Source organism: Actinacidiphila sp. bgisy160, assembly GCF_057707815.1.
The window spans coordinates 1-21,778 of record NZ_JBYIQW010000078.1; the positions used below are offsets into that span (position 1 = coordinate 1).

Genomic DNA, 21,778 nt, shown 5'->3' on the forward strand with positions numbered 1-21,778 from the left:
CCCCCCCCCCCCCCCCCCCCCCCCCCCCCCCCCCCCCCCCCCCCCCCCCCCCCCACGGTGGGGCGGCGCACCCTCGCGCTCGTCGTGGACCGCGAGGGCGGCCCAGTGCCCGGCACGGGCCTCGTGGGCGTCGAGACCCCGGCGACGGGCACCGACATATCCGAGGCGCCCACGACGATCATCAGCAAGCGGCTGACCGCGGCCGCCGTCCCGCGCCGGATCGCCCTCAGCGGTTCCCGCCGCAACCTCGTCGCCGCCGGCGCGGGCGCCTTGCTGGCGGCCGTGCTCGGCACCGTCGTCGCCCTCGGCACGACGGTCTCCGGCGGTGACCAGAACACCCCCATGAATGTCAAGCCCGTCGAGTCCGCCCAGGAGGACAACGCGGACAACGCGGACGACGGGCTCCCGGCCGAGGACCTCCCCAGCCCCGGCTCCAGCAAGCGGCCCAGCCCCTCGGCGAGCGGCAGCGACGCCGGGACGCCGCCTGGCGCGCCGGCCGGCGGCACCGGCGGTGCCGGGTCCGTGTCCGGTGGCGGCTCCGGCGGCACCAACGGGGGCACCGACGGCGGCTCCTCGGCGGGCGGCGGCTCGGCCGGCGGCGGCGGCTCGGTCACCGGCGGTGGTTCGCACAGCGGCGGCGCGGGCGGCAACACGCAGGGGGGAGGGACCACGACCGGCGGCCAGACCGGCGGCACGGGCGATCCGACCGACGGCAGTCCGTCCGGATCGCCGTCGGCGACGCCGACCGACCCGGAAAGTCCCACCCCGACCGACCCGGGCGCCGACGGCGGCTCCGGTGACGCCGGCACCTCGGCCAGCGCGAGCGCGCCCGAGAGTTCCGCCACCGGCACCGATCTGCCCGGCGCTCCCGGCGACTCCGGCACGATCGCCTGACCCGCGCCCGACACGGCGCGGCCGTGGTGGTCGGCAGACCACCGAGGCCGCGCCGTGGTGCTTCCCGCCCACGCGGTGGGGGAGGAGGCGGTGTGCGTCAGAAGAGGCGGAGCTTGTCGTCCTCGATGCCGCGCAGCGCGTCGTAGTCGAGGACGACGCAGTCGATGCCGCGGTCCGTGGCGAGGACCCGCGCCTGCGGCTTGATCTCCTGGGCCGCGAAGACGCCCTTCACGGGCGCCAGCAGAGGATCGCGGTTGAGGAGTTCGAGGTACCGGGTGAGCTGCTCGACACCGTCGATCTCGCCGCGGCGCTTGATCTCCACCGCGACGGTCGTGCCGGACGCGTCCCGGCACAGGATGTCCACCGGGCCGATGGCGGTCGGGTACTCCCGGCGGATGAGGTTCCAGCCCTCGCCCAGCACCTCCATGCGGTCGGCCAGCAGCTCCTGCAGGTGGGCCTCGACGCCGTCCTTGATCAGGCCGGGGTCAACCCCGAGTTCGTGCGTGGTGTCGTGCAGCACGTCCTCGATGGTGATGATCAGCTGCTCACCGGCCTTGTTGACGACCGTCCAGACCCCGTCCTCGCCCTCCTTGAGCGTGCAGGGCGGCGACATCCAGTTCAGCGGCTTGTAGGCACGGTCGTCGGCGTGGATGGAGACGCTGCCGTCGGCCTTGACCAGGAGCAGCCTGGTCGCCGACGGCAGATGGGCGGAGAGCCGGCCCGCGTAGTCCACGGAGCAACGGGCGATGACGAGACGCATGGTCGGCAACGTTACTCGCTACCGGGCGCGGCCGGAAAATGGCCTGTTGTGAGCGCTCCCGCCTAGTGTCATGGGACCTCTCCGCCTACGGTTGTGGGTGGAGGCCGTCGTGCGGGAGAACTCTGGGCGGCTTCTCTCCGTAGTCCGTCTGACTCCTCGGACAGGGGGGTCACGAGAGGAGTACTCATGTCGCTCGACGTCTCACCGGCCCTCCTCGAACAGGCCGAGCGAGGCGAGGTCGACGAACGTGAATTCGTCGACTGCGTCCGGACCTCCCTGCCTTACGCATGGGACATGATCAGCTCTCTGGCGGCACAACTCAAGGTGGACGGCGGCGAGTTCGCCGACAACCAGGTTCCCCCGCCGGACGAGCACGCGCGCGGGCAGCTGCTCCGCGCCCTGGCGAGTGACGCGATACGGGGCGCCCTGCAGCGGCACTTCGGGGTCCGGCTGGCGTTCCAGAACTGCCACCGGGTCGCGGTGTTCCCGCTGGACCCGGCGGTCGACGAGCGTTACGCCACCTTCACCTCCGTACGCGCACAGCTGCTGAACCAGTCCCCGGAACTGCGGGACTGCTGAAACGGGCAGGGTGCTCCCGCCGTTGGTCGCACCACTGCTCTTTGATGTTTCAATCAGGCCAATTGCGGGAGCACTTCGCTGCCCAGTCGCGCCACGTTCTCCTCGGTGGTCGCGAGATCGCCGGAGCCCTCGACGAGCAGGGCGAAGCGGCTGATGCCGGTCCGCTCGGCGGTGGCGGCCAGCCGGTCGGCACACAGCGCGGGCGGGCCCACCGGGTGGAGATCGCAGAGGAGTTCGGTGTAGGCGAGCGGATCACGCATCGTCCGGGGCCGGCCGTCGACCGTGCGGTGCGCGGCGAGGCCCCGCTGGAGCCAGCCGGGCATCGCCTTGGTGAGGGTCTCCACCGCGTCCGCGCGGCGGTCCGCGATCTGTGCGACGCCCGCGGAGACATGTTCCGCCCTGGCCACTATTTCGGGTGAAAGCCCCGCATCGCGCGCCTCCGCCTGCCACATTGCGACCATGGCAGCTTTGTCCTCGTCGCCGCAGTGCATGCCGAGCAGCATCGGCAGGCCCCTGCGCGCCGCGAGCCGGACGCTGCCCGGCGAGGTGCAGGCGACCACCACCGGCGGCCCGCCGGGCGCCTCGAACTCGTCCGCCCGCGGTACGACATCGACCTCGCGGAAGGCGAAACGCCCGCCCGAGGCCCCCACCCGGGGCTCGCGCAGCCAGCGCAGCAGCAGGTCCAGCGACTCGGGGAAACCGCTCTCGAAGGCGGCCAGTCCGGCACCGAAGACCTCGAGGTCCACCCAGGGGCCGCCGCGGCCCACGCCCAGCGTGAAACGGCCGCCCGAGGTGATGTGCAGCAGCGCCGCCTGCTCGCCGAGCGCCACGGGGTGCGCGGTCGGCAGGACGCTCACCGCCGTCCCGATCCCGATCCGGCGTGTCCTGCCCAGCAGTAGCGCCGCGAGCGTCACGGCCGACGGGCACACGCCGTACGGCACGAAGTGGTGCTCCGCCAGCCATACGGAGTCCAGCCCGGCCCTCTCCGCCGCCTCCGCGGACCGCACCGCGCGGTGCAGAGCTTCCCCCGGTCCCTGCCCCGGGAACTGGGCGGCGAGGACGAAAGTACCGACACGCATCGTGCTTCACACCTTCCTCGGTGGCCGACACGGCTCCCCTACCGGCATTAACGCCTGACACGTGCCAAAGGCACGGCCCGGCCATCGCGATTTCATGATTTTCCAGGTGATGGCCGAATCGGGGTACCCGGCCGGGTACCCGGCACGGTCGGCGCTACGCGTACGCTGGAGGCGGTCCCGAGTCCCCAGAACCGCATGAGGTGTGTGCCCGTGTCCCCGCGCCGAAACCGCCCGCGAGGCGCCGCCGGCAGAGCCGAGGAGCGCCTTGAGGCCGGGCCGGCCCGAGGACCGGAGCGCGTGGAGAGCTGGCAGGGCGAGCAGTGGATCGTCCGTCAGCTGGCCGGGAGCACCGGCGGCAAGCACTACCGCTGCCCCGGCTGCGACCAGGAGATCCCGCCGGGCATCGGCCACTTGGTGGCATGGCCGGAGTACGGCGGCGTGGAGGACCGGCGCCACTGGCACACCGCCTGCTGGAACGCGAGGGACCGCCGGGGCGCACGGCTCCAGCGGTCCCGCAACGCCCCCCGTTACTGAGCGGGGGACGGAAACCCGGTGACCCGGGTCAGACGTCTCGCTTGGTGAGCGCCGCGTAGGCCGCGCCCAGGGCGACGGCCGTGATGATCGCGAGCACGACCAACTGGCGCACGCCGTCGGCGTCGCCGTTCTCCAGCATCGGCATCTGGTAGAGCGACGCGATGGCGTTGGGGGAGGAGTACTCGATCAGCTTCTCCTGCACCTTGCGCAGGCTCTCCGACTGCATGAAGATCGCGACGATCAGCGGCAGCAGGACCACGCCCATCATCGTGGTGATCGCGCCCGCCGAGTGCCGCAGCAGCGCGCCCACGGCCAGGGAGAGCAACCCGAGCAGGGCCACGTACAGGCCGACACCGGCGGTGGCACCGAGCCACTGGGTGCCGCTGGCGGTGGTGAGGCCGTCCTCGACGACGAGCCGGGGGCCCAGGAAGGAGCCCTCGCCCACCGGCTTGCCGCCAAAGGTGGCGTAGTTCATCAGCGCGGTGAGCGCGCACGCCACGGTGGTGACGGTGAAGGTCAGCGCGAAGAAGACGATCGCCTTCGCGGTGAGCACCCGGCCGCGCTGCGGGCAGGCCGTGAGGGTCGTGCGGATCATGCCCGTGCCGTACTCGGAGCTGATCACCAGTACGCCGAGGGTCATGACGCAGAGCTGACCGAGGAGCACCCCGAACAGGCCGAAGCCGAGCACGGGGTCGGAGACGTTCTCGGCCGAGGCCAGGCCGACGACGAGCAGGTTGATGCCGAGGATCAGCACCAGCATGACGCCGAGCGTCCAGATCGTGGAGCGCACCGTACGGATCTTGGTCCACTCGGACCTCAGCGCGTGGCCGAGGTGGGTCTTCTGCACCGGGAGGGTGGAGGAGAACTGCGGGGCCGGGCTGTGGACGGGGGCGGTCATCGGGCGTCCTCGACGGGCTGGGTCGGCTGCGGGGCGGGCGGAGCGGCGGGCGCACCGGGCGCGGGCGGCGGCACGGGCGCACCGGGCGGCACGGGTGGCTGCGCGTACGGGCTCACGGGCACGGCCGGTGCCGCCCCGGGGCCCGGCTGCGCCGGAGGCTGCTGCTGTCCGTAGCCGTAGCCGTAGCCGTTGGGCGGCTGCTGCGGAACGGGCTGCGGGTACGGCGGCTGCGACGGCATGCCCCAGCCGCCGGGCGCGGGCGCACCGGCCGGCTGCTGCAGGCCCTGCCGGGGATCGGCGGTGGAGCGGTAGTCGACGGCGCCGTTGGTGAGCCGCATGTAGGCCTCCTCGAGCGAGGCCTGGTGGGGCGACAGCTCCCACAGCCGCACCTCGGCGTCGTGGGCGAGGTCGCTGATCCGCGGCAGCTCCAGACCGGTCACACGCAGCGCGCCGTCCTGTTCCTGCCGCACCTGCGCACCCGCGTCGGTCAGCGACTTCGTCAGCTTCTCGCGGTCCGCGGCCACGTCAGGGGTGCGGACCACGGCGAAGCCGGTGGAGTTGCGGGCGATGAAGTCCTTGACGCTCATGTCGGCGAGCAGTTGCCCGCGGCCGATCACGATCAGATGGTCCGCGGTCAGGGCCATCTCGCTCATCAGGTGCGAGGAGACGAAGACCGTACGGCCCTCCGAGGCGAGCTTGCGCATCAGATGGCGCACCCAGTGAATGCCCTCCGGGTCCAGGCCGTTGACCGGCTCGTCGAAGAGCAGCACCTCCGGGTCGCCCAGCAGCGCCGCCGCGATGCCGAGGCGCTGCCCCATGCCGAGCGAGAAGCCCTTGGAGCGCCTGCCCGCGACCTCCTGGAGGCCCACCACGCCCAGCACCTCGTCCACCCGGCGGGCCGGGATCCCGGACAACTGGGCCAGGCACAGCAGGTGCTGGCGAGCGCTGCGCCCGCCGTGCACGGCCTTGGCGTCCAGCAGCGCGCCCACCCGGCGCGGGGCGTTGGGCAACTGCCGGAACGGCTGCCCGCCGACGGTCACCCGTCCCGCGGTCGGGGTGTCCAGGCCCAGGATCATCCGCATCGTGGTGGACTTCCCGGAGCCGTTGGGTCCGAGGAAGCCGGTCACCATGCCGGGCCGCACCTGGAAGGACAGGTTGTACACGGCCGTCTTGCTGCCGTAGGTCTTGGTGAGGCCGACTGCCTCGATCATGTTCCGCCCCTCGACGAACAGTGCGTGGGGCGGCGTTCGCCCCCATGAGGATGAGGAGGCTGGCGGGGCGGGATCGGTTCCCGCCCCGTGAGGCCCGAATTGCCCGGGAGTGGTCAGGCGTCCCGCTTCTTCAGCAGCGCATAGCCGCCGATCAGGGCCACGATCACCCACAGCGCCATGATGCCGAGTCCACCCCACGCGCTGTACGGCGCGGGGTCGTCCGGGGCGATCGTGGCCCGCATGATCTTGCTGCCGGCCTGGTCGGGGAAGTACCGGGCGACGTCCTTGGCACCCGGCACGGCCGACAGGATCCCGGAGACCAGGAAGAAGAAGGGGATGAGGATGCCCAGCGAGACCAGCGGGCTGCGCAGCATCGTCGCGACGCCGACGGCGAAGAGCACCATCAGCGTCATGTAGAGGCCGGCCCCGAAGACCGCGCGCAGCACACCCGGATCGCTGATCGAGGTGTCGTGGTCGCCGCCGAGGACGGCCTGCCCGATGAAGAAGGAGACGAAGCTGACGATCACCCCGAGGACGAAGGTGATCCCGGCCGCGACGGCGATCTTGGAGAGGTAGAACGTCGCGCGCTGCGGCACCGCCGAGAGCGAGGCCCTGATCATGCCGGTGCTGTACTCGCTGGAGATGATCAGCACGCCGAAGGTGATCAGTGCGAGCTGGCCGAAGAACAGGCCGGACAGGCTCTGGCTGGTGGCGTCGAACTGGGCGCGGGCGCCCTCGTCGAGGTTGTCCCACTGGGTGCGGAAGAGCAGGCAGAACAGACCGCTGATGACGATGGTCAGGACGGTGGCGGAGGCCAGCGTCCACATGGTCGACCGGACGGTCCTGACCTTGGTCCACTCCGACTGCAGAACAGCGGTGGTCGCTGCCATGTCAGGCTTCCTTTCCGGCGTGCGAGTTCCAGGTGGAGCCCCACTGGGGCGCGGAGGAGGCGGCCTCGCCGCCCTCCGCTGTGGGCCCGCCGGCGTGGTACTCCACCGACTCGGCGGTGAGTTGCATGAAGGCCTGCTCCAGGGAGGCCTGCTGGGGGCTGAGCTCGTGCAGCACCAGCTGATTGCGGGCGGCGAGTTCACCGATCTTGGCGGATTCCGTGCCCTCGATCTCGAAGGCGCCCTCATCGTTGACCACCGCGGTGATCGACGCGGCCGTCAGCGTGTCCTTGAACTTCTCCGGCTCCGGGGTGCGGACGCGGACGTAGGAGCGGGAGTTCTCGGCGATGAAGTCCGCCATCGTCGTGTCCGCCATCAGCTTCCCGCGACCGATCACGATCAGGTGCTCGGCGGTCAGCGCCATCTCGCTCATGAGGTGGCTGGAGACGAAGATCGTGCGGCCCTGGGCGGCCAGCCCCTTCATCAGGTTGCGGATCCAGTGGATGCCCTCCGGGTCCAGTCCGTTGACCGGTTCGTCGAACATCAGGATCTCCGGGTCGCCGAGCAGCGCCGCGGCGATGCCGAGACGCTGTCCCATGCCGAGGGAGAACCCTTTGGAACGCTTCTTGGCGACGGGCGCGAGACCGACGATCTCCAGCACCTCGTCGACCCGGCGGGCCGGGATGCGGTTGGACTGGGCCAGGCACAGCAGATGGTTGTACGCCGTGCGGCCGCCGTGGATGGCCTTGGCCTCGAGCAACGCCCCGATGTGCTTGAGTGGTTCGTGGAGCTCGCGGTAGTGCTTGCCGTCGATGCGGATGCTGCCACTGGTCGGATTGTCCAGGTCCAGCATCATGCGCATCGTCGTCGACTTGCCCGCCCCATTGGGGCCGAGGAAGCCGGTGACCACCCCCGGCCGCACCGTGAAGGTGAGGTCGTCCACCGCGGTCTTGTCGCCGTACCGCTTGGTCAGCCCCTGCAGCTCGATCATGCCGCATACACTATTTGGCCGTGGCGCGCGATGCACGCGGAATTCCCGCCCCCGTTTGCGCTCTCCCGGACACGACCGAGCCCCCTGCCGAGGAGGCGGGGGGCTCGATGCGCGCGGGTACTTCGCGGAGCGTCAGCGCTGGGCCGGGACGCCGCGCGAGACGGGCTCGTCGTCGGCGGGGGCGCCGGCCGCGGCGACCGCCGCACCGGTCAGCGTGGCCAGCATCTCGCGGACGTTGGTCAGCTGGGCGTTGATGCTGTCGCGGCGGTTGGTGAGCGCCGCCAGCTCGCGCTCGGATTCGCTGCGGATGCGGTCCGCCTTGGCGTTCGCGTCGGCCACGATGTCCTCGGCCTGGCGCTGCGCGGTCTCCACCGTCTGGCGGGCACGGCGCTCGGCGTCGGTGCGCAGTTTCTCGGCCTCCAGCCGGAGCTGCTCGGCACGGTGCTCGATCTCGGCGAGACGCTTCTCGGCCTTGGCCTGACGGGAGGCGAGGTCGCGCTCGGACTGCTCGCGGCGCTTGGCCAGGTTGGTCTCGAAGTCGGCCGCGGCCTGGGCCGCCTTGGCGCGGGTCTCCTCGAAGAGGGCGTCCGCCTCCTCGCGCTTGGCCTGCGCGTCCTTCTGCGCGTCGGCGCGCAGCTGGCCGGCCTCACCCTTGGCCTTCTCGACGATGCGCTCGCCCTCGTCCTCGGCCTTGGCCTTGCGCTCGGCGGCGTAGGACTCGGCGTCGTTGCGCACCTGGGTGGCGGCGGACTCGGCCAGCTCGCGGTGCTGCTCGGCGGCGCGGCGGGCCTCCTCGCGCAGGTCCTTCGCCTCCTCCTCGGCGAGACGGAGGATCTTCTCGACGCGCGCGCCGAGACCCGCGTAGGACGGCTCGGCGTCGTTGACCTGCGCCTGCGCGTTCTGGGTCTCGAGGTGAAGCTCCTCGATGCGCTTCTCCAGCGCGTTGATCCGGGCCAGTGCACTGTCACGGTCGGCGACGAGCTTGGTGATGCGGTCGTCCACCTGCCCGCGGTCGTATCCGCGCCGCACGAGCTCGAAGCCGAAGGGGGAGGAAGTGTCGCTCATGGGGATCCTGTCAATTCAGACCGGGTGGGGTGATAGGGGGAATCCTAGGGGCCGAAGCGGCGTGTCTTACAGTCACTGTCCAGTAACTGTGCACAATGACCGCTCAATCGAGTGGCGCATCGTCGGACCGCTTGCTCCCTGTCCGGGTCGTACCGGCCGATGCTCCGGCAGTGACCGCGTTCTTACCGTTCTGTGGGGCGTTCTGACTGTTGCTCTTTCCCCCGTCGATCGGCTGCTGGAATGACTCCAGTGCCTCAAGGACATCCTGCACGCGGGTGATTTCCGCGTTGATGTCCTGGCGGCGCCGGCTCAGCACCTCGAGCTCCTTCTTGCCTTCGGTCACGATGCGCTCGGCCTCGACGCGGGCCTCGCTCAGCACCCGCTCCGCCTCGCGCTCCGTGCCGTTCTTCTTCTGCTCGGCACCCTTGAGCAGTTCCTCGGCCTTCTTCACCGCGGCGATACGGACCTTGCTCGCCTCGGCGCTCGCGCTGGACCGGGTCTCCTCGGCCTTGGCCTCGGCGTCCGCGACCAGTTCGCGGGCCTTGGCCTCCGCCTTCTCCAGCTGCTCGGTGGCGGCCTCGACCAGCTTGTCGACCCGCTCTCCCGCCGACTTCATCGTGGCGGCCGCCTCGTTGCGTGCCCGCTCGTGCAGTTCCTCGACCTCGGCCTCGACCCGCTGCCGCAGCTCCTGCGCGCGCTCGCGGATGGCGGTGGCGTCCCTGCGGGCCTCCTCCAGCAGCGTGTCGGCGTCCGTACGGGCCCGCTCCACCATTCCGTTGCTCTCCGAGGTGGCCTCGGCGACGATCCGGTCGGCCTCCTTGCGGGCCGCGCCGACCATGGTGTCGGCATGCTCCTCCGCGGCGGTGCTGATCTTGACGGCCTCGCCCTGCGCCTCGGAGATGAGCTCGTCCGCCTGCTCCGCCGCCTCGGCACGACGCTTGTTGGCGTCCTCGCGCGCCTCGTCCCGGATCCGGTCGGACTCCGCGCGGGCCGCCTCGGCGTCGCGTTCGGCGGACTCCAGGGCGTCCTTGGCGAGGATGCTCAGCCGCTCGGCCTCCGCGCGGGCCTTGGTGATCAGCTGATCGGCCTGCTGGGCCGCCTCCGTGCGGCGCTTGTTGGCCGTGTCACGCGCCTCGTCCACGATGCGGCGGGCCTCCGCCTCGGCGGTGCCCAGTGACTCCTCGGCCGCGCGGCGGCGCTCCTCGGCGTCGCGCTCCGCGGAGTCGAGGGCGTCCTTGGCGAGGATGCCCAGCCGCTCGGCGTCGCGTTGCGCCTTGCCCACGGTCTCCTCGGCCCGGGCGGCGGCGTCGGCGCGGAGCCGGTCGGCCTCCTCGATCGCCTCGGTGAGCAGCCGGTCGGCCTGCTCGGCGGCATCCGTCCGCTGCCGGTTGGCCTCGTCGCGGGTCTCCGTCCGCAGCCGGTCGGCCTCCTCGATGGCCTCGCCGACGGTGCGGTCGGCCAGCTGCCGGGCCTCCTCGGCCTCCTCCTGCGCCTCGCGACGCAGCCGCTGGGCGTCCTCGGTGGCGCGCTCGCGTTCGGCGTTGGCGTCCGCGTGCAGCCGGTCCGCGGCCTCCTGGGCCTCGGCCCGCAGGCGCTCCGCGGCGTGCTCGGCCGCCGAGCGCAGCCCGGCGATCTCCTCCTCGGCCTGCTCGTGCAGCCCGCCCACCGAGTCCCGCACCTGCTGGGCGGTCTGCTCGGCCGCGCCGACCAGCTCGGCCGCGTGCCGCTCGGCCTCGGCGACCAGCCGTTCCGCCTCGGCGCCGGCCTCCTCCACCCGCTTGCGGGCTGCCGCCAGCAGCTCCTCGCCCTCGCGACCGGCCTGCGCGCGCTCCTGCTCCGCCTCACCGCGGGCTGCCGCCAGCAGCTCCTCGGCCTCCCGTCGGCGGCGTGCGGCCTCCTCCTGGGCGGCGGACAGCGCCTCGGCCGCCTCGGCCCGCAGCCGTCCCGCGGTCTCCTGCGCCTCCGCGCGGACCCGGTCGGCGGTCTCCTGCGCCTCGGTGCGCAACTGCTCGGCCTCGGCGGCGGCGTCGCCCCGCAGCCGTACGGCGAGCTGCTCGGCCTCGGCCCGGGTCTGCGACGCGTCGGCGGCGGCCTCGTCCCGCAGCCGCGCCGTCTCCTGCTCGGCCTGCTCCTGCAGCCCGCGGACCCGCTCGGCGACCTCCGTGCGCAGCGCGGCCGCCTCCTCGGCGGTCTCGCGGCGAAGCCGCTCCGCCTCGGCGCGGGCCTCGCGCAGTGCCTCCTCGGCCGCGGTGATGCGGCGCTCGGCCTCCTCGCGCAGCCGGACCAGATCGGCCTCGGCCTCGTCGCGCAGCCGCTGGGCGGCCCGCTCGGCCTCCTCGCGCGCCAGCCGGCCGGCGCCCTCGGCCTCCTCCCGGACCTGCTCGGCCTGCTGCTCGGCCTCGGCGCGCAGCTGCTCGGCCTCGCCCCGGGCACGCTCCAGCAGCTCGTCGGCCTGCTTGCGCAGGCTCGCGGCACGCTCGATCGCCTCGGTACGGACCTTCTCGGAGTCGGCGGTCGCCTTCTGCCGGTGCTCCGCGGCGTCGGCCTTCGCCTTGGTCAGCAGCTCCTCGGCGGACCGGGCCGCCTCCTCGATCTGCTGCACGGCCTCGCGCCGCGCCTCGCCGCGGATGCGCTCGCCCTCGGCGACCGCCTCGGCGCGCAGCTGCTCGGCCTCGCCCCGCAGCCTGCGGGCCTCCTCCTGCAGCTCGACCGTCTTGGCGCGGTACTCCTTGGTGTCGTCCTTGGCGGTGCCGAGCAGCTCCTCGGCCGACTCCTCGGCCTGGCCGCGCAGCCGGTCCGCCTCGGCCTCCGCCTCGCGGCGGATGCGCTCGGCCTCCTCGCTCGCCGCGCGGGTGGTGGCACGGGCGTCCTCGGTGGCCTTGTTGAGGACCTCCTCGGCGGTGCGGGCCGCCTTGGCGAGGGCCGCGGCCGCGTCCTCGGCAGCCTCCGACCTGGCGGTCTCCTGGGCCTGGCTGCGCAGCCGCTCGGCCTCGGCCTTGGCGTCGGCGAGGATCTGCTCGGCCTCGGCCTTGGCGGCCTCGGCCTCCTTGGTCGCCTCGGCGACCAGCCGGGCCACCTCGGCCTTGGCCGTACGGGTGCGCTGCTCGTTGTCGGCGTCGACGGTGGCCAGCCGTTTGGCGGCGTTGGAGGCGGCCTCCTCGCGCAGCCGCTCGGCCTCGCTCTGCGCCTCGCGCAGCTTCTCCTCGGCCTCGCGCAACTTGTCCTCGGCGGCCCGGGACAGCTCGCCGGCCTGGGTGCGGGCGCTCTCGGCGGCGTTCCGGGTGGAGGCGCGCAGCTGCTCGGCCTGGGTGGTGGCCTCCTGGGCCTGGCCGGCAGCGGCGTTCAGCAGCCGCTCCGCGTCCGCGCGGGCACGGCGCAGCAGCTGCTCGGCCTCGGCGCGCGCGGTCGAGGACTCCGACTCCAGCCGGTCCCGGGCACTCTCGGCGATCCGCTGCGCCTCGGCGCGGGCGGCGGCCAGCGCGGCCTCCGACTCGGCGCGGGTCTCCTCCATGAGGCGGCGGGCCTGGGACTCGGCGCGGGCGCGCAACTGCTCGGCCCAGGCCACGTTCTCGTTGACATGGCTCTCGACGTTGGTGCGGCGCTCGGCCAGCTCCTCGTCGAGCCTGCGGCGCCGGGCGACGGCCTCGGCGTGCCACTCCGCCTCGACGCGGGCCTGGTGCTCGGCCTGCTCCTGGAGGAGGCGCTGGGTGGCCGCGCGGGCCTCGCGCAACTCCCGCTCGGCGTCGGCGCGCAGCTGATCCGCCTGGATCTGGGCGTTGCGCAGCAACTGGTCGGCCTGGTGGCCGAGGTTGTCGTAGGCAGGACGGGTCGCGAGGTTGCGGCGCGCCTCGTGCAGCTTGGCGCGCAACACCTCGACCTGGTAGCCGAGGTCTTCGGCATGCTGGACGACCTTGTCCCGTTCCTTACGAAGCCGCTCCATCTCGGCCTCGAACTGCGAGAGGTGGTCGTCCTCAACCTCGTAGCGGTCGTAGCCCCGCACTCCGCGGTCCCATCCGTCTCCTGGTGTACCCACCCGCCAACCGAGTGAGATTCCCCGGGGCCCCGTTTACCGCGGGGCCTTGCGGAGAATTGTGTCCGATCCCACGCCGAGGCGCGGGCAGGTACCCCAGCCCACCCCGGGGTCGCCAGGCCACTCTACCGGGGCGAGTCGTCTCCGGTCAGTGGTCCTTGGCCGAGGTGACGAGCTCGGTGAGCACTCCGTGGCAGTCCTTGGGGTGCAGGAAGGTGATCCGCGACCCCATGGAGCCCCCCCGCGGGCTGTCGTAGAGCACCCGCACGCCCTTGTCGCGGACGGCCGCGGCGTCCGCGTCGACGTCCTCGGTGCCGAAGGCGATGTGGTGCACCCCCTCGCCGTTCTTGGCCAGCCACTTGGCGACGGTGGAGTCCTCGCGGGTGGGCTCCAGCAGCTGCAGGTAGGAGGCCCCGCCGTCGGAGGTCTCGTTGATCTTCAGCATGGCCTCGCGCACGCCCTGCTCCTCGTTCACCTCGGTGTGGAACACCTCGAAGCCGTAGGTGGCACGGTAGAACTCGACGGTCTTGTCGAGGTCGAAGCAGGCGATGCCGATGTGGTCGATTCGCGTCAGCATGGCTCCAGTGGACCGCCGGTCGGCGTGGTCACGCAACGTGCGCGCGATCACACCGTCTGCCGGGTGACCGCCGGCTCCACCCCTCAGTACATTGACAGCACCCTCGAAAACCATCGTTAACATTCCCTCCGTGCAAAGGGGCCGCGTCATGACCAGCCAGGCACGAACGTCCGTGATCGTCGCGGGTGCGCGCACCCCCATGGGCCGGCTGCTCGGCTCGCTGCGCAGCTTCTCCGGTGCCGAACTCGGCGCCGTCGCCATCAAGGCCGCGCTGGACCGGGCCGGCATCGGCGGCGACCAGGTGCAGTACGTGATCATGGGCCAGGTACTCCAGGCGGGTGCCGGGCAGATCCCGGCGCGTCAGGCCGCCGTCAAGGCCGGCATCCCGATGAGCGTGCCGGCGCTGACGATCAACAAGGTCTGCCTGTCCGGCCTTGACGCCATCGCGCTCGCCGACCAGTTGATCCGGGCGGGTGAGTTCGACATCGTCGTGGCCGGCGGCCAGGAGTCGATGACCAACGCCCCGCACCTGCTGCCGAAGTCCCGCGAGGGCTTCAAGTACGGCGCCGTCCAGATGCTGGACGCCATGGCGTACGACGGTCTCACCGACGCCTTCGAGAACATCGCCATGGGCGAGTCGACCGAGAAGCACAACACGCGCCTGGGCATCGGCCGCGCCGAGCAGGACGAGGTCGCCGCGCTGTCCCACCAGCGGGCGGCCGCCGCGCAGAAGAACGGCCTGTTCGAGGCCGAGATCACCCCGGTGGAGATCCCGCAGCGCAAGGGCGAGCCGGTGGTCTTCGCCAAGGACGAGGGCATCCGCGCCGAGACCACGGTCGAGTCGCTGGCCAAGCTGCGCCCGGCCTTCAGCAAGGAGGGCACGATCACCGCGGGCACCTCCTCGCAGATCTCCGACGGCGCCGCCGCGGTGGTCGTGATGAGCAAGGCCAAGGCCGAGGAACTGGGCCTGGAGTGGATCGCCGAGATCGGCGCCCACGGCAATGTGGCGGGCCCGGACAACTCGCTGCAGTCGCAGCCGTCCAACGCCATCGCGCACGCCCTGAAGAAGGACGGGCTGTCCGTCGGCGACCTGGACCTCATCGAGATCAACGAGGCCTTCGCGGCGGTGTCCGTGCAGTCCATGAAGGACCTGGGCGTGACACCTGAAAAGGTGAACGTCAACGGCGGTGCCATCGCCCTCGGTCACCCGATCGGCATGTCCGGCGCCCGCATCGTCCTGCACCTGGCACTGGAGCTCAAGCGCCGCGGCGGCGGTGTGGGCGCGGCGGCCCTGTGCGGTGGCGGCGGCCAGGGCGACGCCCTGATCATCCGCGTACCGGGCAAGTAGCGGAAGTACCGGCAAGTAACGGCACGAACGGCGAGTGAGCCGAAGGGGAGCGGCCGCTGCCGAGAGGGAGAGCGCGGAGCCTGCGAGGAACGAGCGGGCGAACGCGGTCGACTGTCGGCGACGGCTGAGCGAACCGAAGGCGAACCGAGCCCCTGAAAGGCAACAAGGAGCGCGACGATGGACGTCCCCACCCTGGTGGAGCAGGCACGGCAGGGCCGCCCGCGGGCGGTCGCCCGGCTGATCTCACTGGTGGAGGGGGCGTCCCCGCAGCTCCGCGAGGTGATGTCCGCGCTCGCGCCGCTGACCGGTGGCGCGTATGTGGTGGGCCTGACCGGCTCGCCCGGCGTCGGCAAGTCCACGTCGACGTCCGCGCTGGTCTCGGCGTACCGGCGGGCCGGCAAGCGGGTCGGCGTGCTGGCCGTGGACCCGTCCTCGCCGTTCAGCGGGGGCGCCCTGCTCGGCGACCGGGTCCGGATGAGCGACCACGCCTCCGACCCCGGCGTCTACATCCGCTCCATGGCCACCCGCGGCCACCTGGGCGGTCTGGCCTGGGCCGCGCCGCAGGCGATCCGGGTGCTCGACGCGGCCGGCTGCGAGGTGATCCTGGTGGAGACCGTCGGCGTCGGCCAGTCCGAGGTGGAGATCGCCGCGCAGGCCGACACCTCCGTGGTGCTGCTCGCCCCGGGCATGGGCGACGGCATCCAGGCGGCGAAGGCGGGCATCCTCGAGATCGGCGACGTGTACGTCGTCAACAAGGCCGACCGGGACGGCGCCGACGCGACCGCCCGCGAGCTCAACCACATGCTGGGCCTGGGCGAGGCCCGCCGGCCGGGCGACTGGCGCCCCCCGATCGTCAAGACGGTCGCCGCCCGCGGCGAGGGCATCGACGAGGTGGTCGAGGTCCTGGAGAAGCACCGCGCCTGGATGGAGGAGCACGGCGTGCTCGCGGAGCGCAGGCTGCGCCGTGCGGCCCTGGAGGTCGAGCACATCGCCGTCACCACGCTGCGCGAGCGTATCGGCGACCTCCACGGCGACCGTCGGCTCGGCACGCTCGCCGAACGCATCGTCGCCGGGGAGCTGGACCCGTACGCCGCCGCCGACGAGCTGGTGGCGGGCCTCACCGAGCAGACCTGAGGCCCGCGCCGCAGGGCGCGGGCCCAGGGGGCGCCGGGGGCGGGTCAGGCCTTGCCGCGTACCGCGCGAAGGTGATCCGCGACCGGGTTGAGGGCCCTGCGCAGGGCCGCCAGGTCCTCGGCGGGGAGCAGGTCGATGAAGTGCTCCCGTACGGCGGCGACGTGGTGCGGGGCGACCTTGCGCATGGTCTCCCAGCCGTCCTCGGTGAGGACGGCGAACAGCCCGCGCCGGTCGGACTCGCAGTTCTCGCGGCGGACCAGGCCCGCGGTCTCCATGCGGCTGATCTGGTGCGACAGCCGGCTCTTGGACTGCAGGGTGGCGCGGGCCAGGTCGCTCATCCGCATGCGGTGCTCGGGCGACTCCGAGAGGTTCACCAGGATCTCGTAGTCGTTGTACGTCAGACCGAACGGCTGCAGGTCCCGTTCGAGCTGGTGCGTCAGCAACTTGCTGACCTCCAGGTGGGTGCGCCAGGTGCGCTGCTCGTCGGCGGTCAGCCAAAGGGTGCCGGTCTCTGTCTCCATGCTGGAATTATACCTAGAAAGTTGAAATCCGGATTATTTGGGGTCCCTATACGTGTCGGTAGGGTCACAGACCGAAGCGGCGCTGCAGGTCCCCGAGTTGTCCCGGGAGCCTCGGCACGCCCTGCGCCATGCCCGGGGCGCCCGTTCCGCCGCCCGGGACACCGGCCTCGTGCGGCACCGCGCCCGTGGCCTGCTCGGGCATGAGGACCTCACTCGACTGGAGGAGTACCTGCCCCGCGCCGACGAACTCGAACTGGTGCTCCTCGCCCGAGGTGCCGCCGACGCCGGTCAGCGCCCGCAGGCCGCCCAGGACGCCACGCATGTACCCGTGGTCGTAATGGTGGCAGGGAGAGGGGCAGTCCGCCCACCCCACCAGGGCCTGCGGGTCGACGCGGACGGGGGGCTCGACGAAGTGCACGGCGCCGTTGGAGGCCGCCACGAACTTCCCCGTGCCGATCAGGGTGAGGAAGCCGGGAATGATCGACTGCTTGAGCGACAGGCCCGGCTGGAAGGCCAGCAGGTTGCCCGACCGGATGGTCAGGTTGCCGTCCTCCAGGTCGTAGGAGTTCACGTCGAACGCCCGGTCGGCGAGGATCATCTTGCCCTGGCCCTCGGCGACCACCCAGTCCGCGGCGTGCAGCGGGGAGTGGAAGTTGCTGCGGATCAGGCCGTCGAGTGCCCCGTGGCCGATGCCGTGGAAGCTGATCTGCCCGTAGTAGGCGATCATCTTCCCCTTCTGCAGGAACCACTGGCCCTTGAGGTCGACGCTGAAGGCGTACGGGTTGACGTTGTCGTCGACCGGCAGCGTGTAGGGGTCGTGGACGACCGGCCCGTTCGGGGTCACAGCTTCTCCTCGCTCGCCTGTACGTAGACCGTGCCGTGACCCGACAGCTCCAGCTGGAACGCCTCGCCGGAGCCGCGGCCCACCATGTCGCGCCAGCCGAGCGCGGTGGACAGCTTGTTGCGCACGTCGCCGCGGTGGGCGACGTACGCCTGGGGGTCGACGTGCACCGGGCGCTGCGGGGTGATCGGCAGCTCGATGACGCCGCCGTGCGCCATCACCGCGACCGCGCCGTGCCCCTGAAGGGTCGTGGTGAACAGCCCCTGCCCGGTGACCTGGCCGCGGATGACGCCCATGACGCCGCCCTGGGACCCCATGAACATCGTGCCCTGCCGCAGCGAGCCGTCGAAGGCCAGCAGCCGGTCCGCCTCGACGTACAGGGTGTCGCCGGTCAGGTCGACGCAGTGCACGTGGTGGCCGCCGTGCCCGAACATCACCGAGCCGTGGCCCTCGACGGTCATCAGCGGGGTCGCCTCGTTTGCCAGCCGGCGGCCGATCATCGAGCCGATGCCGCCCTGGCCGCCCTGCACGTTCGGGGTGAAGGTGACGTTCCCCCGGTAGGCCAGCATCGCGCCGCGCTGGCTGAACAGCCGTTGCCCCGGCAGCACCTGGGCCTCGACCATCTTCGAGTTGATGCGGGTGAAGGGCATCAGACCTGCCCCCCGATGGTGTTGCGCTCGCTCGGCTGCACGTACACCAGGCCGTCGCCCTCGAAGCGGATCTGGAAGGACTCGCCGCCCGACTCGCCGATCATCGTCCGCCAACTGATGCCGGCCTGGAAGTGCTGCCGGAGGTTGCCGGTGTGCGCCACGTACGCGCCCGGGTCCACCTGCAGCGGCAGCCCGGGGGCGACGCGCAGCACCACCGCCGGGCCGTCGGAGGTGATCGCCGCCTGGCCGGCACCCTCCACCGTGGTGGTGAACAGCCCGTTGCCCTGCGATGCGCCGCGCAGCCCGGTGAAGGTGGTGCCGGTGCGCAGCGTCGCCTCGGTGGCCAGCAGGTTGCTGGCCTCGACGTAGAGCTTCTCGCCGTTCAGCCGTACGAGGTTGATCTCGCTCGCGCGGTCGGCGAAGTAGCAGGTGCCCTGCCCGCGCACCTCCATGACCTCCATCGACTCGCCGGTCAGCCGCCGGGTCACCATGCCGCGCAGACCCTCGCCGCCCCCGGACATCTTCTTGAAGCTCATCTGGCCGTCGTACGCGACCATCGAGCCGTTCTTCGCCTTCACGGCGTCGCCGGCCATGTCCACGGCGAGCACCTTGCTGCCCTGCAATCGAAACTGAGCCACGGGTCAGACCGTATCCGTCCGGGAGGAACCCGTCACCAGGGTCCTCGTCACATGATGTCCACCGGTTCCCTGCGGTGCTCCCGCCGCCTCCTCGACCTCCAGCAGCGAGGCGCCGCGGCGCTCGGCCTCGAAGGCGGCGTGGCCGCCGCGCAGCCCGAACAGCCGCTTGGAGAGCAGGATGTAGAGGACGGCGAGGAGGTTGAGGACGAGCGTGCCGATCTTGAGGTAGCTCACCTTCTCGGTGAGCTCCCAGACCTCCAGCGGCAGGAAGGCCGCGGTCGCCACCACCGTCAGGTACTCCGCCCACCGCTTGGCCGCCCACAGGCCGACGGCCTCGACGATCTCGATCACCGCGTACGCGAGCAGCGCGCCCGCCACGATGAGCAGGGTCGAGTGCTTGTACTCGAAGGTGCGGCGGATGGTGTCCACGACGGGGGAGTGCTCGAGGTCGTAGTGGAAGTGCCGGAAGACCGGCCGGAAGACGGTGAGGTTCTCCTCGAAGAAGCGGCGCACCGAGTCCTGCGAGTTGCTGAACCGCCACACCGCCCACGCCGCGATGACGATGAACACCCCGCGCAGCAGCCGCTCCACCGCCAGGAAGCGCAGGATGAACAGGTCGCGCAGCGCGCGTCCGCGCGGCACCTCGGGTGCCCGGTCGGCCGGACCCGAGCCGTGCGGCGGGCCCAGGGCGAAGTCGCCGCAGCGCAGGCAGCGCCACACCTCCCCCAGCGCGGTCTCGGCGCGCAGCCGCTCCCGCAGGTGCGCCTCGTCGGGCGCGTACGTGATGTGCCCGCGCCGGGCGCAGTGCCGGCGGTCCCAGTCCAGCTTCATCCGCTTCTTCCTCGTCAGGGCGGTTCGTCATGGAGGGGGACGCGTCCGGCCCGCCGACGGTTCACCTGTCCCCCGGGGGACCCGGGGGCAGGGCGGCCGGAGGGCCGGGTGATAATGGGTGGGCCACTTGTGATCGCATTCACAAACATCCTGATCGCAGCGTCGACGCCCGCCGCAGTCCCTGTCCCGATAGTGAGGTCCCGTGGACACCAAGACCGCCTCCGCCCTCAACCGGCTCCGCCTGGTCTCCGCCCCAGAGGCGGTGTCGTTCCTGATCCTGCTGGTCTGCTCGGTGCTCAAGCGCACCACGGACTTCGACGCGGTCCGGGTCATGGGCTACGTTCACGCTGCTTTCTTCCTCCTCTACGTCCTGTTCTGGCTGGACGCCTGGAACCGCACCAAGTGGCCGCTCGGCCGCGCCGCGCTGTACTTCCTGCTCTCCGTCCTGCCCACCGGCGGCTTCTTCGCCGAGCGCAGGCTGCGCCGTGAGGCCGAGGACAGCGTCATCGCGGCCCGTGCGCGCAAGGAGCTCAAGGAAGGCGTGGTCGAGGCGTGATCGTCGCCTTCTCCGTCACCCCGCTCGGCGTCGGCGAGGACGTCGGTGCGTACGTGGCCGACGCGGTCCGCGTGGTCCGCGAGTCGGGGCTGCCCAACCGCACCGACGCGATGTTCACCTCCATCGAGGGCAAACGCAGGTAGCTTCGAGTGCATGACCAGCACGGCGATCTACCTGCGACTGTCCCGCGAGAGTGACGACAGCGCTTCAATCGAGACTCAGCGCGCTGCTGCCCATCAGTGGCTTACCGCCCATGGGCACGACCCTGCCGCATCCGTCGAGTACATAGACGTAGGCGTCAGCGGAGCCAAGCCGCTGGAGCAGCGCAAGGGCATGTCAGCGCTGATGGCGGCAACGCCTGATGTGGTGATCGCATGGAAGCTGGACCGCTACGCCCGCAGCATGAGCGAGTTCCTGCGGCTGGTGGCGTGGGCGGAAGCCTACGGGGCCAAGATCGCGACCACAGACAACACGATCGACACCAGCACGCCAACCGGCCGCATGGTGGGGAACGTCCTCGCTGCACTCGCTGAGTGGGAACGCAGCATGATCGCTGCTCGTATCAGCGAAGGGCACGAGACGCGCCGGACGCAAGGACGGTGGTCCAGCGGGAGAGCGCCGTTCGGATACCAGATCACCCGGCGGGACGGTGCGGCCTATCTCGCCGTCGACGCTGCGCAAGCCGAACTCATCCGCGCTGCTGTGGCCAAGCTGATCAGCGATGGCACGGTAGCGGGAACCGCCCGCATGGTCGGCTTGTCTGAACCCCAGTGGCGCAGACTCCTGAAGTCGCCGACGCTCCGGGGTCACCGTGCCCACAAAGGCGCCCTGGTGCTGGCTGCCGATGGCGTCACGCCGGTTCAGTTCGCCGACCCGATCCTGACTGCCGCCGAAGCCAAGGCCGTCCGGGAACGTCTACTCGCGCTGGCCACCGGCACCGACCGTGCACCCCGCCGGGCGACTCCCCTGGTTGCTGGTCTGGCGTTCTGCTATCGCTGCGACGGCAGGCTCAATGGCGGAACCAGCGACAAGGGCGTACCGCTGTACCGCTGCAAGGCTGGTCACGTGACGATCTACGCAGAGACGCTGGATCAGCGGGTGGAGGCCGAATTCCTGCATACCTGGGGGCAGTTCGCTGAGCACGTAGTCCGACTGGAAGGTGGGAACGATCTTTCTGCCGAGATGATCGCCGCTCAGGAGCAAGCCCGCCGACTGGGGGAGCGCATGGCCACCGCCGGGCCGCTGATGCTGGCGACCCTCGGCGAGATGGAGGCAGAGCTAGAAGCCGCCTACGCCGCTCTGCGGGCCGCTCACGACCCGGAGGTGCGGGAGGTCCAGGTTCCCACCGGCCGGACCATGGCGGATGCATGGGAGGCTTCGCCGGAGTCGCGTAGCCGTTTGCTCGCTGACCTGCACCTGCGGGTGACCCTGTGGCCGAAGCAGCAGGCGGAGCGGCTGAGCATCGAGTGGGGGCCAGAAGACCGGGCGGAAGCCGAACTGCAGGGCATCGCCCTGGTGGAAAGCGGCCTACTTGAGTAGGTGCTCGCCTGACTGCCGTTCACGGCCCGTTGCTGGAATCCCCTCCGGTGGCGGGCCGTGGGCGTTCCTGCGGGCGCTGCAGCCCTGTGGATGCTGTCGGCCCGAAGTGACGAATGACGATGGTGACACCGTTCTCGGTTTGCCCTACAGCGGGAGATGTTTAAATTGGTCTCTCCTTTCACCTATTCTGCTGTTGACGTGGGATTTTATGGACT

At 71.5% G+C, this 21,778-nt stretch carries 21 protein-coding genes and 1 pseudogene; 8 read left to right on the top strand and 14 right to left on the bottom strand.

Annotation, left to right across the window (positions count from 1 at the left end; all coding sequences use genetic code 11):
* Positions 1-57 precede the first annotated feature (57 nt).
* On the top strand, positions 58-894 hold the full coding sequence (locus AC3EUJ_RS34510) for a hypothetical protein (RefSeq protein WP_431968520.1): 837 nt from the start codon (positions 58-60) through the stop codon (positions 892-894).
* Positions 895-991: 97 nt separating this feature from the next.
* On the opposite strand, the gene nucS is transcribed toward AC3EUJ_RS34510, so the two are convergent.
* Positions 992-1,654 (bottom strand): endonuclease NucS, encoded by a 663-nt coding sequence (gene nucS, locus AC3EUJ_RS34515; RefSeq protein WP_431968522.1) that lies wholly within the window; start codon positions 1,652-1,654, stop codon positions 992-994.
* Positions 1,655-1,840: 186 nt separating this feature from the next.
* On the opposite strand from nucS, the gene AC3EUJ_RS34520 reads away from it, so the two are divergent.
* Positions 1,841-2,233, top strand: a complete 393-nt coding sequence (locus AC3EUJ_RS34520; protein ID WP_431968524.1) for an SCO5389 family protein — start codon at positions 1,841-1,843, stop codon at positions 2,231-2,233.
* A gap of 53 nt (positions 2,234-2,286) precedes the next feature.
* Here the strand turns inward: AC3EUJ_RS34520 and AC3EUJ_RS34525 are convergent, their stop codons facing one another.
* Entirely contained in the window at positions 2,287-3,312 is a 1,026-nt protein-coding gene (locus tag AC3EUJ_RS34525; RefSeq protein ID WP_431968526.1) for an LLM class flavin-dependent oxidoreductase, read from the bottom strand.
* 210 nt (positions 3,313-3,522) lie between these two features.
* Between AC3EUJ_RS34525 and AC3EUJ_RS34530 the strand changes: the two genes are divergently transcribed.
* The gene (locus AC3EUJ_RS34530) at positions 3,523-3,846 is read left to right on the top strand and encodes an ATP/GTP-binding protein (protein ID WP_431968528.1); all 324 of its coding nucleotides are present in this window, start codon (positions 3,523-3,525) and stop codon (positions 3,844-3,846) included.
* A gap of 28 nt (positions 3,847-3,874) precedes the next feature.
* Here the strand turns inward: AC3EUJ_RS34530 and AC3EUJ_RS34535 are convergent, their stop codons facing one another.
* The 7 genes from AC3EUJ_RS34535 to mce all read right to left on the bottom strand — a co-directional run bounded on the left by AC3EUJ_RS34535 (position 3,875) and on the right by mce (position 13,505).
* Positions 3,875-4,744 (bottom strand): ABC transporter permease subunit, encoded by an 870-nt coding sequence (locus AC3EUJ_RS34535; protein ID WP_431968530.1) that lies wholly within the window; start codon positions 4,742-4,744, stop codon positions 3,875-3,877.
* Complete coding sequence (locus AC3EUJ_RS34540) at positions 4,741-5,955, bottom strand: ABC transporter ATP-binding protein (protein ID WP_431968532.1); 1,215 nt, start codon at positions 5,953-5,955, stop codon at positions 4,741-4,743. The genes AC3EUJ_RS34535 and AC3EUJ_RS34540 overlap by 4 nt, the downstream gene beginning before the upstream one ends.
* Positions 5,956-6,068: 113 nt before the next feature.
* Positions 6,069-6,845, bottom strand: coding sequence for an ABC transporter permease (locus tag AC3EUJ_RS34545; RefSeq protein WP_431968534.1), 777 nt, complete (start codon positions 6,843-6,845; stop codon positions 6,069-6,071).
* Between the two features lies 1 nt (position 6,846).
* Positions 6,847-7,833 carry an ABC transporter ATP-binding protein gene (locus tag AC3EUJ_RS34550; protein ID WP_431968536.1) on the bottom strand — a complete coding sequence of 329 codons (987 nt, stop codon included), beginning with the start codon at positions 7,831-7,833 and terminating at the stop codon, positions 6,847-6,849.
* Positions 7,834-7,965: 132 nt separating this feature from the next.
* A complete protein-coding gene (locus tag AC3EUJ_RS34555; protein ID WP_431968538.1) occupies positions 7,966-8,898 on the bottom strand; it encodes a coiled-coil domain-containing protein in 933 nt (310 codons plus the stop codon).
* Between the two features lie 103 nt (positions 8,899-9,001).
* On the bottom strand, positions 9,002-12,898 hold the full coding sequence (gene scy, locus AC3EUJ_RS34560; protein ID WP_431968540.1) for a polarized growth protein Scy: 3,897 nt from the start codon (positions 12,896-12,898) through the stop codon (positions 9,002-9,004).
* A 178-nt stretch (positions 12,899-13,076) separates the two neighbouring features.
* Entirely contained in the window at positions 13,077-13,505 is a 429-nt protein-coding gene (gene mce / locus AC3EUJ_RS34565) for a methylmalonyl-CoA epimerase (RefSeq protein WP_431968542.1), read from the bottom strand.
* Positions 13,506-13,677: 172 nt separating this feature from the next.
* Between mce and AC3EUJ_RS34570 the strand changes: the two genes are divergently transcribed.
* On the top strand, positions 13,678-14,853 hold the full coding sequence (locus AC3EUJ_RS34570) for an acetyl-CoA C-acetyltransferase (protein ID WP_431968571.1): 1,176 nt from the start codon (positions 13,678-13,680) through the stop codon (positions 14,851-14,853).
* A gap of 177 nt (positions 14,854-15,030) precedes the next feature.
* Positions 15,031-15,987, top strand: coding sequence for a methylmalonyl Co-A mutase-associated GTPase MeaB (gene meaB / locus AC3EUJ_RS34575; protein ID WP_431968544.1), 957 nt, complete (start codon positions 15,031-15,033; stop codon positions 15,985-15,987).
* Positions 15,988-16,031: 44 nt separating this feature from the next.
* Here the strand turns inward: meaB and AC3EUJ_RS34580 are convergent, their stop codons facing one another.
* From AC3EUJ_RS34580 to AC3EUJ_RS34600, 5 genes are all read right to left on the bottom strand, one after another.
* Positions 16,032-16,508 (bottom strand): MarR family winged helix-turn-helix transcriptional regulator, encoded by a 477-nt coding sequence (locus AC3EUJ_RS34580; protein ID WP_431968546.1) that lies wholly within the window; start codon positions 16,506-16,508, stop codon positions 16,032-16,034.
* Between the two features lie 64 nt (positions 16,509-16,572).
* The gene (locus AC3EUJ_RS34585) at positions 16,573-17,352 is read right to left on the bottom strand and encodes an AIM24 family protein (protein WP_431968548.1); all 780 of its coding nucleotides are present in this window, start codon (positions 17,350-17,352) and stop codon (positions 16,573-16,575) included.
* On the bottom strand, positions 17,349-17,999 hold the full coding sequence (locus AC3EUJ_RS34590; RefSeq protein ID WP_431968550.1) for an AIM24 family protein: 651 nt from the start codon (positions 17,997-17,999) through the stop codon (positions 17,349-17,351). The genes AC3EUJ_RS34585 and AC3EUJ_RS34590 overlap by 4 nt, the downstream gene beginning before the upstream one ends.
* Positions 17,999-18,637, bottom strand: a complete 639-nt coding sequence (locus tag AC3EUJ_RS34595; protein ID WP_431968552.1) for an AIM24 family protein — start codon at positions 18,635-18,637, stop codon at positions 17,999-18,001. Before AC3EUJ_RS34595 ends, AC3EUJ_RS34590 begins: the two co-directional genes overlap by 1 nt.
* A gap of 3 nt (positions 18,638-18,640) precedes the next feature.
* Positions 18,641-19,468 (bottom strand): DUF2127 domain-containing protein, encoded by an 828-nt coding sequence (locus AC3EUJ_RS34600; protein ID WP_431968554.1) that lies wholly within the window; start codon positions 19,466-19,468, stop codon positions 18,641-18,643.
* Positions 19,469-19,670: 202 nt separating this feature from the next.
* Here AC3EUJ_RS34600 and AC3EUJ_RS34605 point away from each other — a divergent pair, with 202 nt between their 5' ends.
* The 3 genes and pseudogenes from AC3EUJ_RS34605 (at position 19,671) to AC3EUJ_RS34615 (ending at position 21,563) form a co-directional block, all read left to right on the top strand.
* Positions 19,671-20,024: a DUF3817 domain-containing protein gene (locus AC3EUJ_RS34605; protein WP_431968556.1), complete on the top strand. Its 354-nt coding sequence runs from the start codon at positions 19,671-19,673 to the stop codon at positions 20,022-20,024.
* Positions 20,021-20,158 (top strand): annotated as a pseudogene (locus AC3EUJ_RS34610) (thiamine-binding protein); the annotation flags it as partial. The gene AC3EUJ_RS34605 and the pseudogene AC3EUJ_RS34610, both read left to right, overlap by 4 nt.
* Positions 20,159-20,177: 19 nt before the next feature.
* Positions 20,178-21,563, top strand: a complete 1,386-nt coding sequence (locus AC3EUJ_RS34615; RefSeq protein ID WP_431968558.1) for a recombinase family protein — start codon at positions 20,178-20,180, stop codon at positions 21,561-21,563.
* Positions 21,564-21,778: the final 215 nt, after the last annotated feature.

What these genes read in the sequence shown, in the direction of transcription:
- AC3EUJ_RS34535 (WP_431968530.1), bottom strand. Translation starts at nt 4,744, where the DNA reads ATGACCGCCCCCGTCCACAGCCCGGCCCCGCAGTTCTCCTCCACCCTC.
- AC3EUJ_RS34540 (WP_431968532.1), bottom strand. Translation starts at nt 5,955, where the DNA reads ATGATCGAGGCAGTCGGCCTCACCAAGACCTACGGCAGCAAGACGGCC.
- mce (WP_431968542.1), bottom strand. Translation starts at nt 13,505, where the DNA reads ATGCTGACGCGAATCGACCACATCGGCATCGCCTGCTTCGACCTCGAC.
- meaB (WP_431968544.1), top strand. Translation starts at nt 15,031, where the DNA reads ATGGACGTCCCCACCCTGGTGGAGCAGGCACGGCAGGGCCGCCCGCGG.
- AC3EUJ_RS34590 (WP_431968550.1), bottom strand. Translation starts at nt 17,999, where the DNA reads ATGCCCTTCACCCGCATCAACTCGAAGATGGTCGAGGCCCAGGTGCTG.
- AC3EUJ_RS34580 (WP_431968546.1), bottom strand. Translation starts at nt 16,508, where the DNA reads ATGGAGACAGAGACCGGCACCCTTTGGCTGACCGCCGACGAGCAGCGC.
- AC3EUJ_RS34600 (WP_431968554.1), bottom strand. Translation starts at nt 19,468, where the DNA reads ATGAAGCTGGACTGGGACCGCCGGCACTGCGCCCGGCGCGGGCACATC.
- AC3EUJ_RS34545 (WP_431968534.1), bottom strand. Translation starts at nt 6,845, where the DNA reads ATGGCAGCGACCACCGCTGTTCTGCAGTCGGAGTGGACCAAGGTCAGG.
- AC3EUJ_RS34555 (WP_431968538.1), bottom strand. Translation starts at nt 8,898, where the DNA reads ATGAGCGACACTTCCTCCCCCTTCGGCTTCGAGCTCGTGCGGCGCGGA.
- nucS (WP_431968522.1), bottom strand. Translation starts at nt 1,654, where the DNA reads ATGCGTCTCGTCATCGCCCGTTGCTCCGTGGACTACGCGGGCCGGCTC.
- AC3EUJ_RS34525 (WP_431968526.1), bottom strand. Translation starts at nt 3,312, where the DNA reads ATGCGTGTCGGTACTTTCGTCCTCGCCGCCCAGTTCCCGGGGCAGGGA.
- AC3EUJ_RS34520 (WP_431968524.1), top strand. Translation starts at nt 1,841, where the DNA reads ATGTCGCTCGACGTCTCACCGGCCCTCCTCGAACAGGCCGAGCGAGGC.
- AC3EUJ_RS34615 (WP_431968558.1), top strand. Translation starts at nt 20,178, where the DNA reads ATGACCAGCACGGCGATCTACCTGCGACTGTCCCGCGAGAGTGACGAC.
- AC3EUJ_RS34550 (WP_431968536.1), bottom strand. Translation starts at nt 7,833, where the DNA reads ATGATCGAGCTGCAGGGGCTGACCAAGCGGTACGGCGACAAGACCGCG.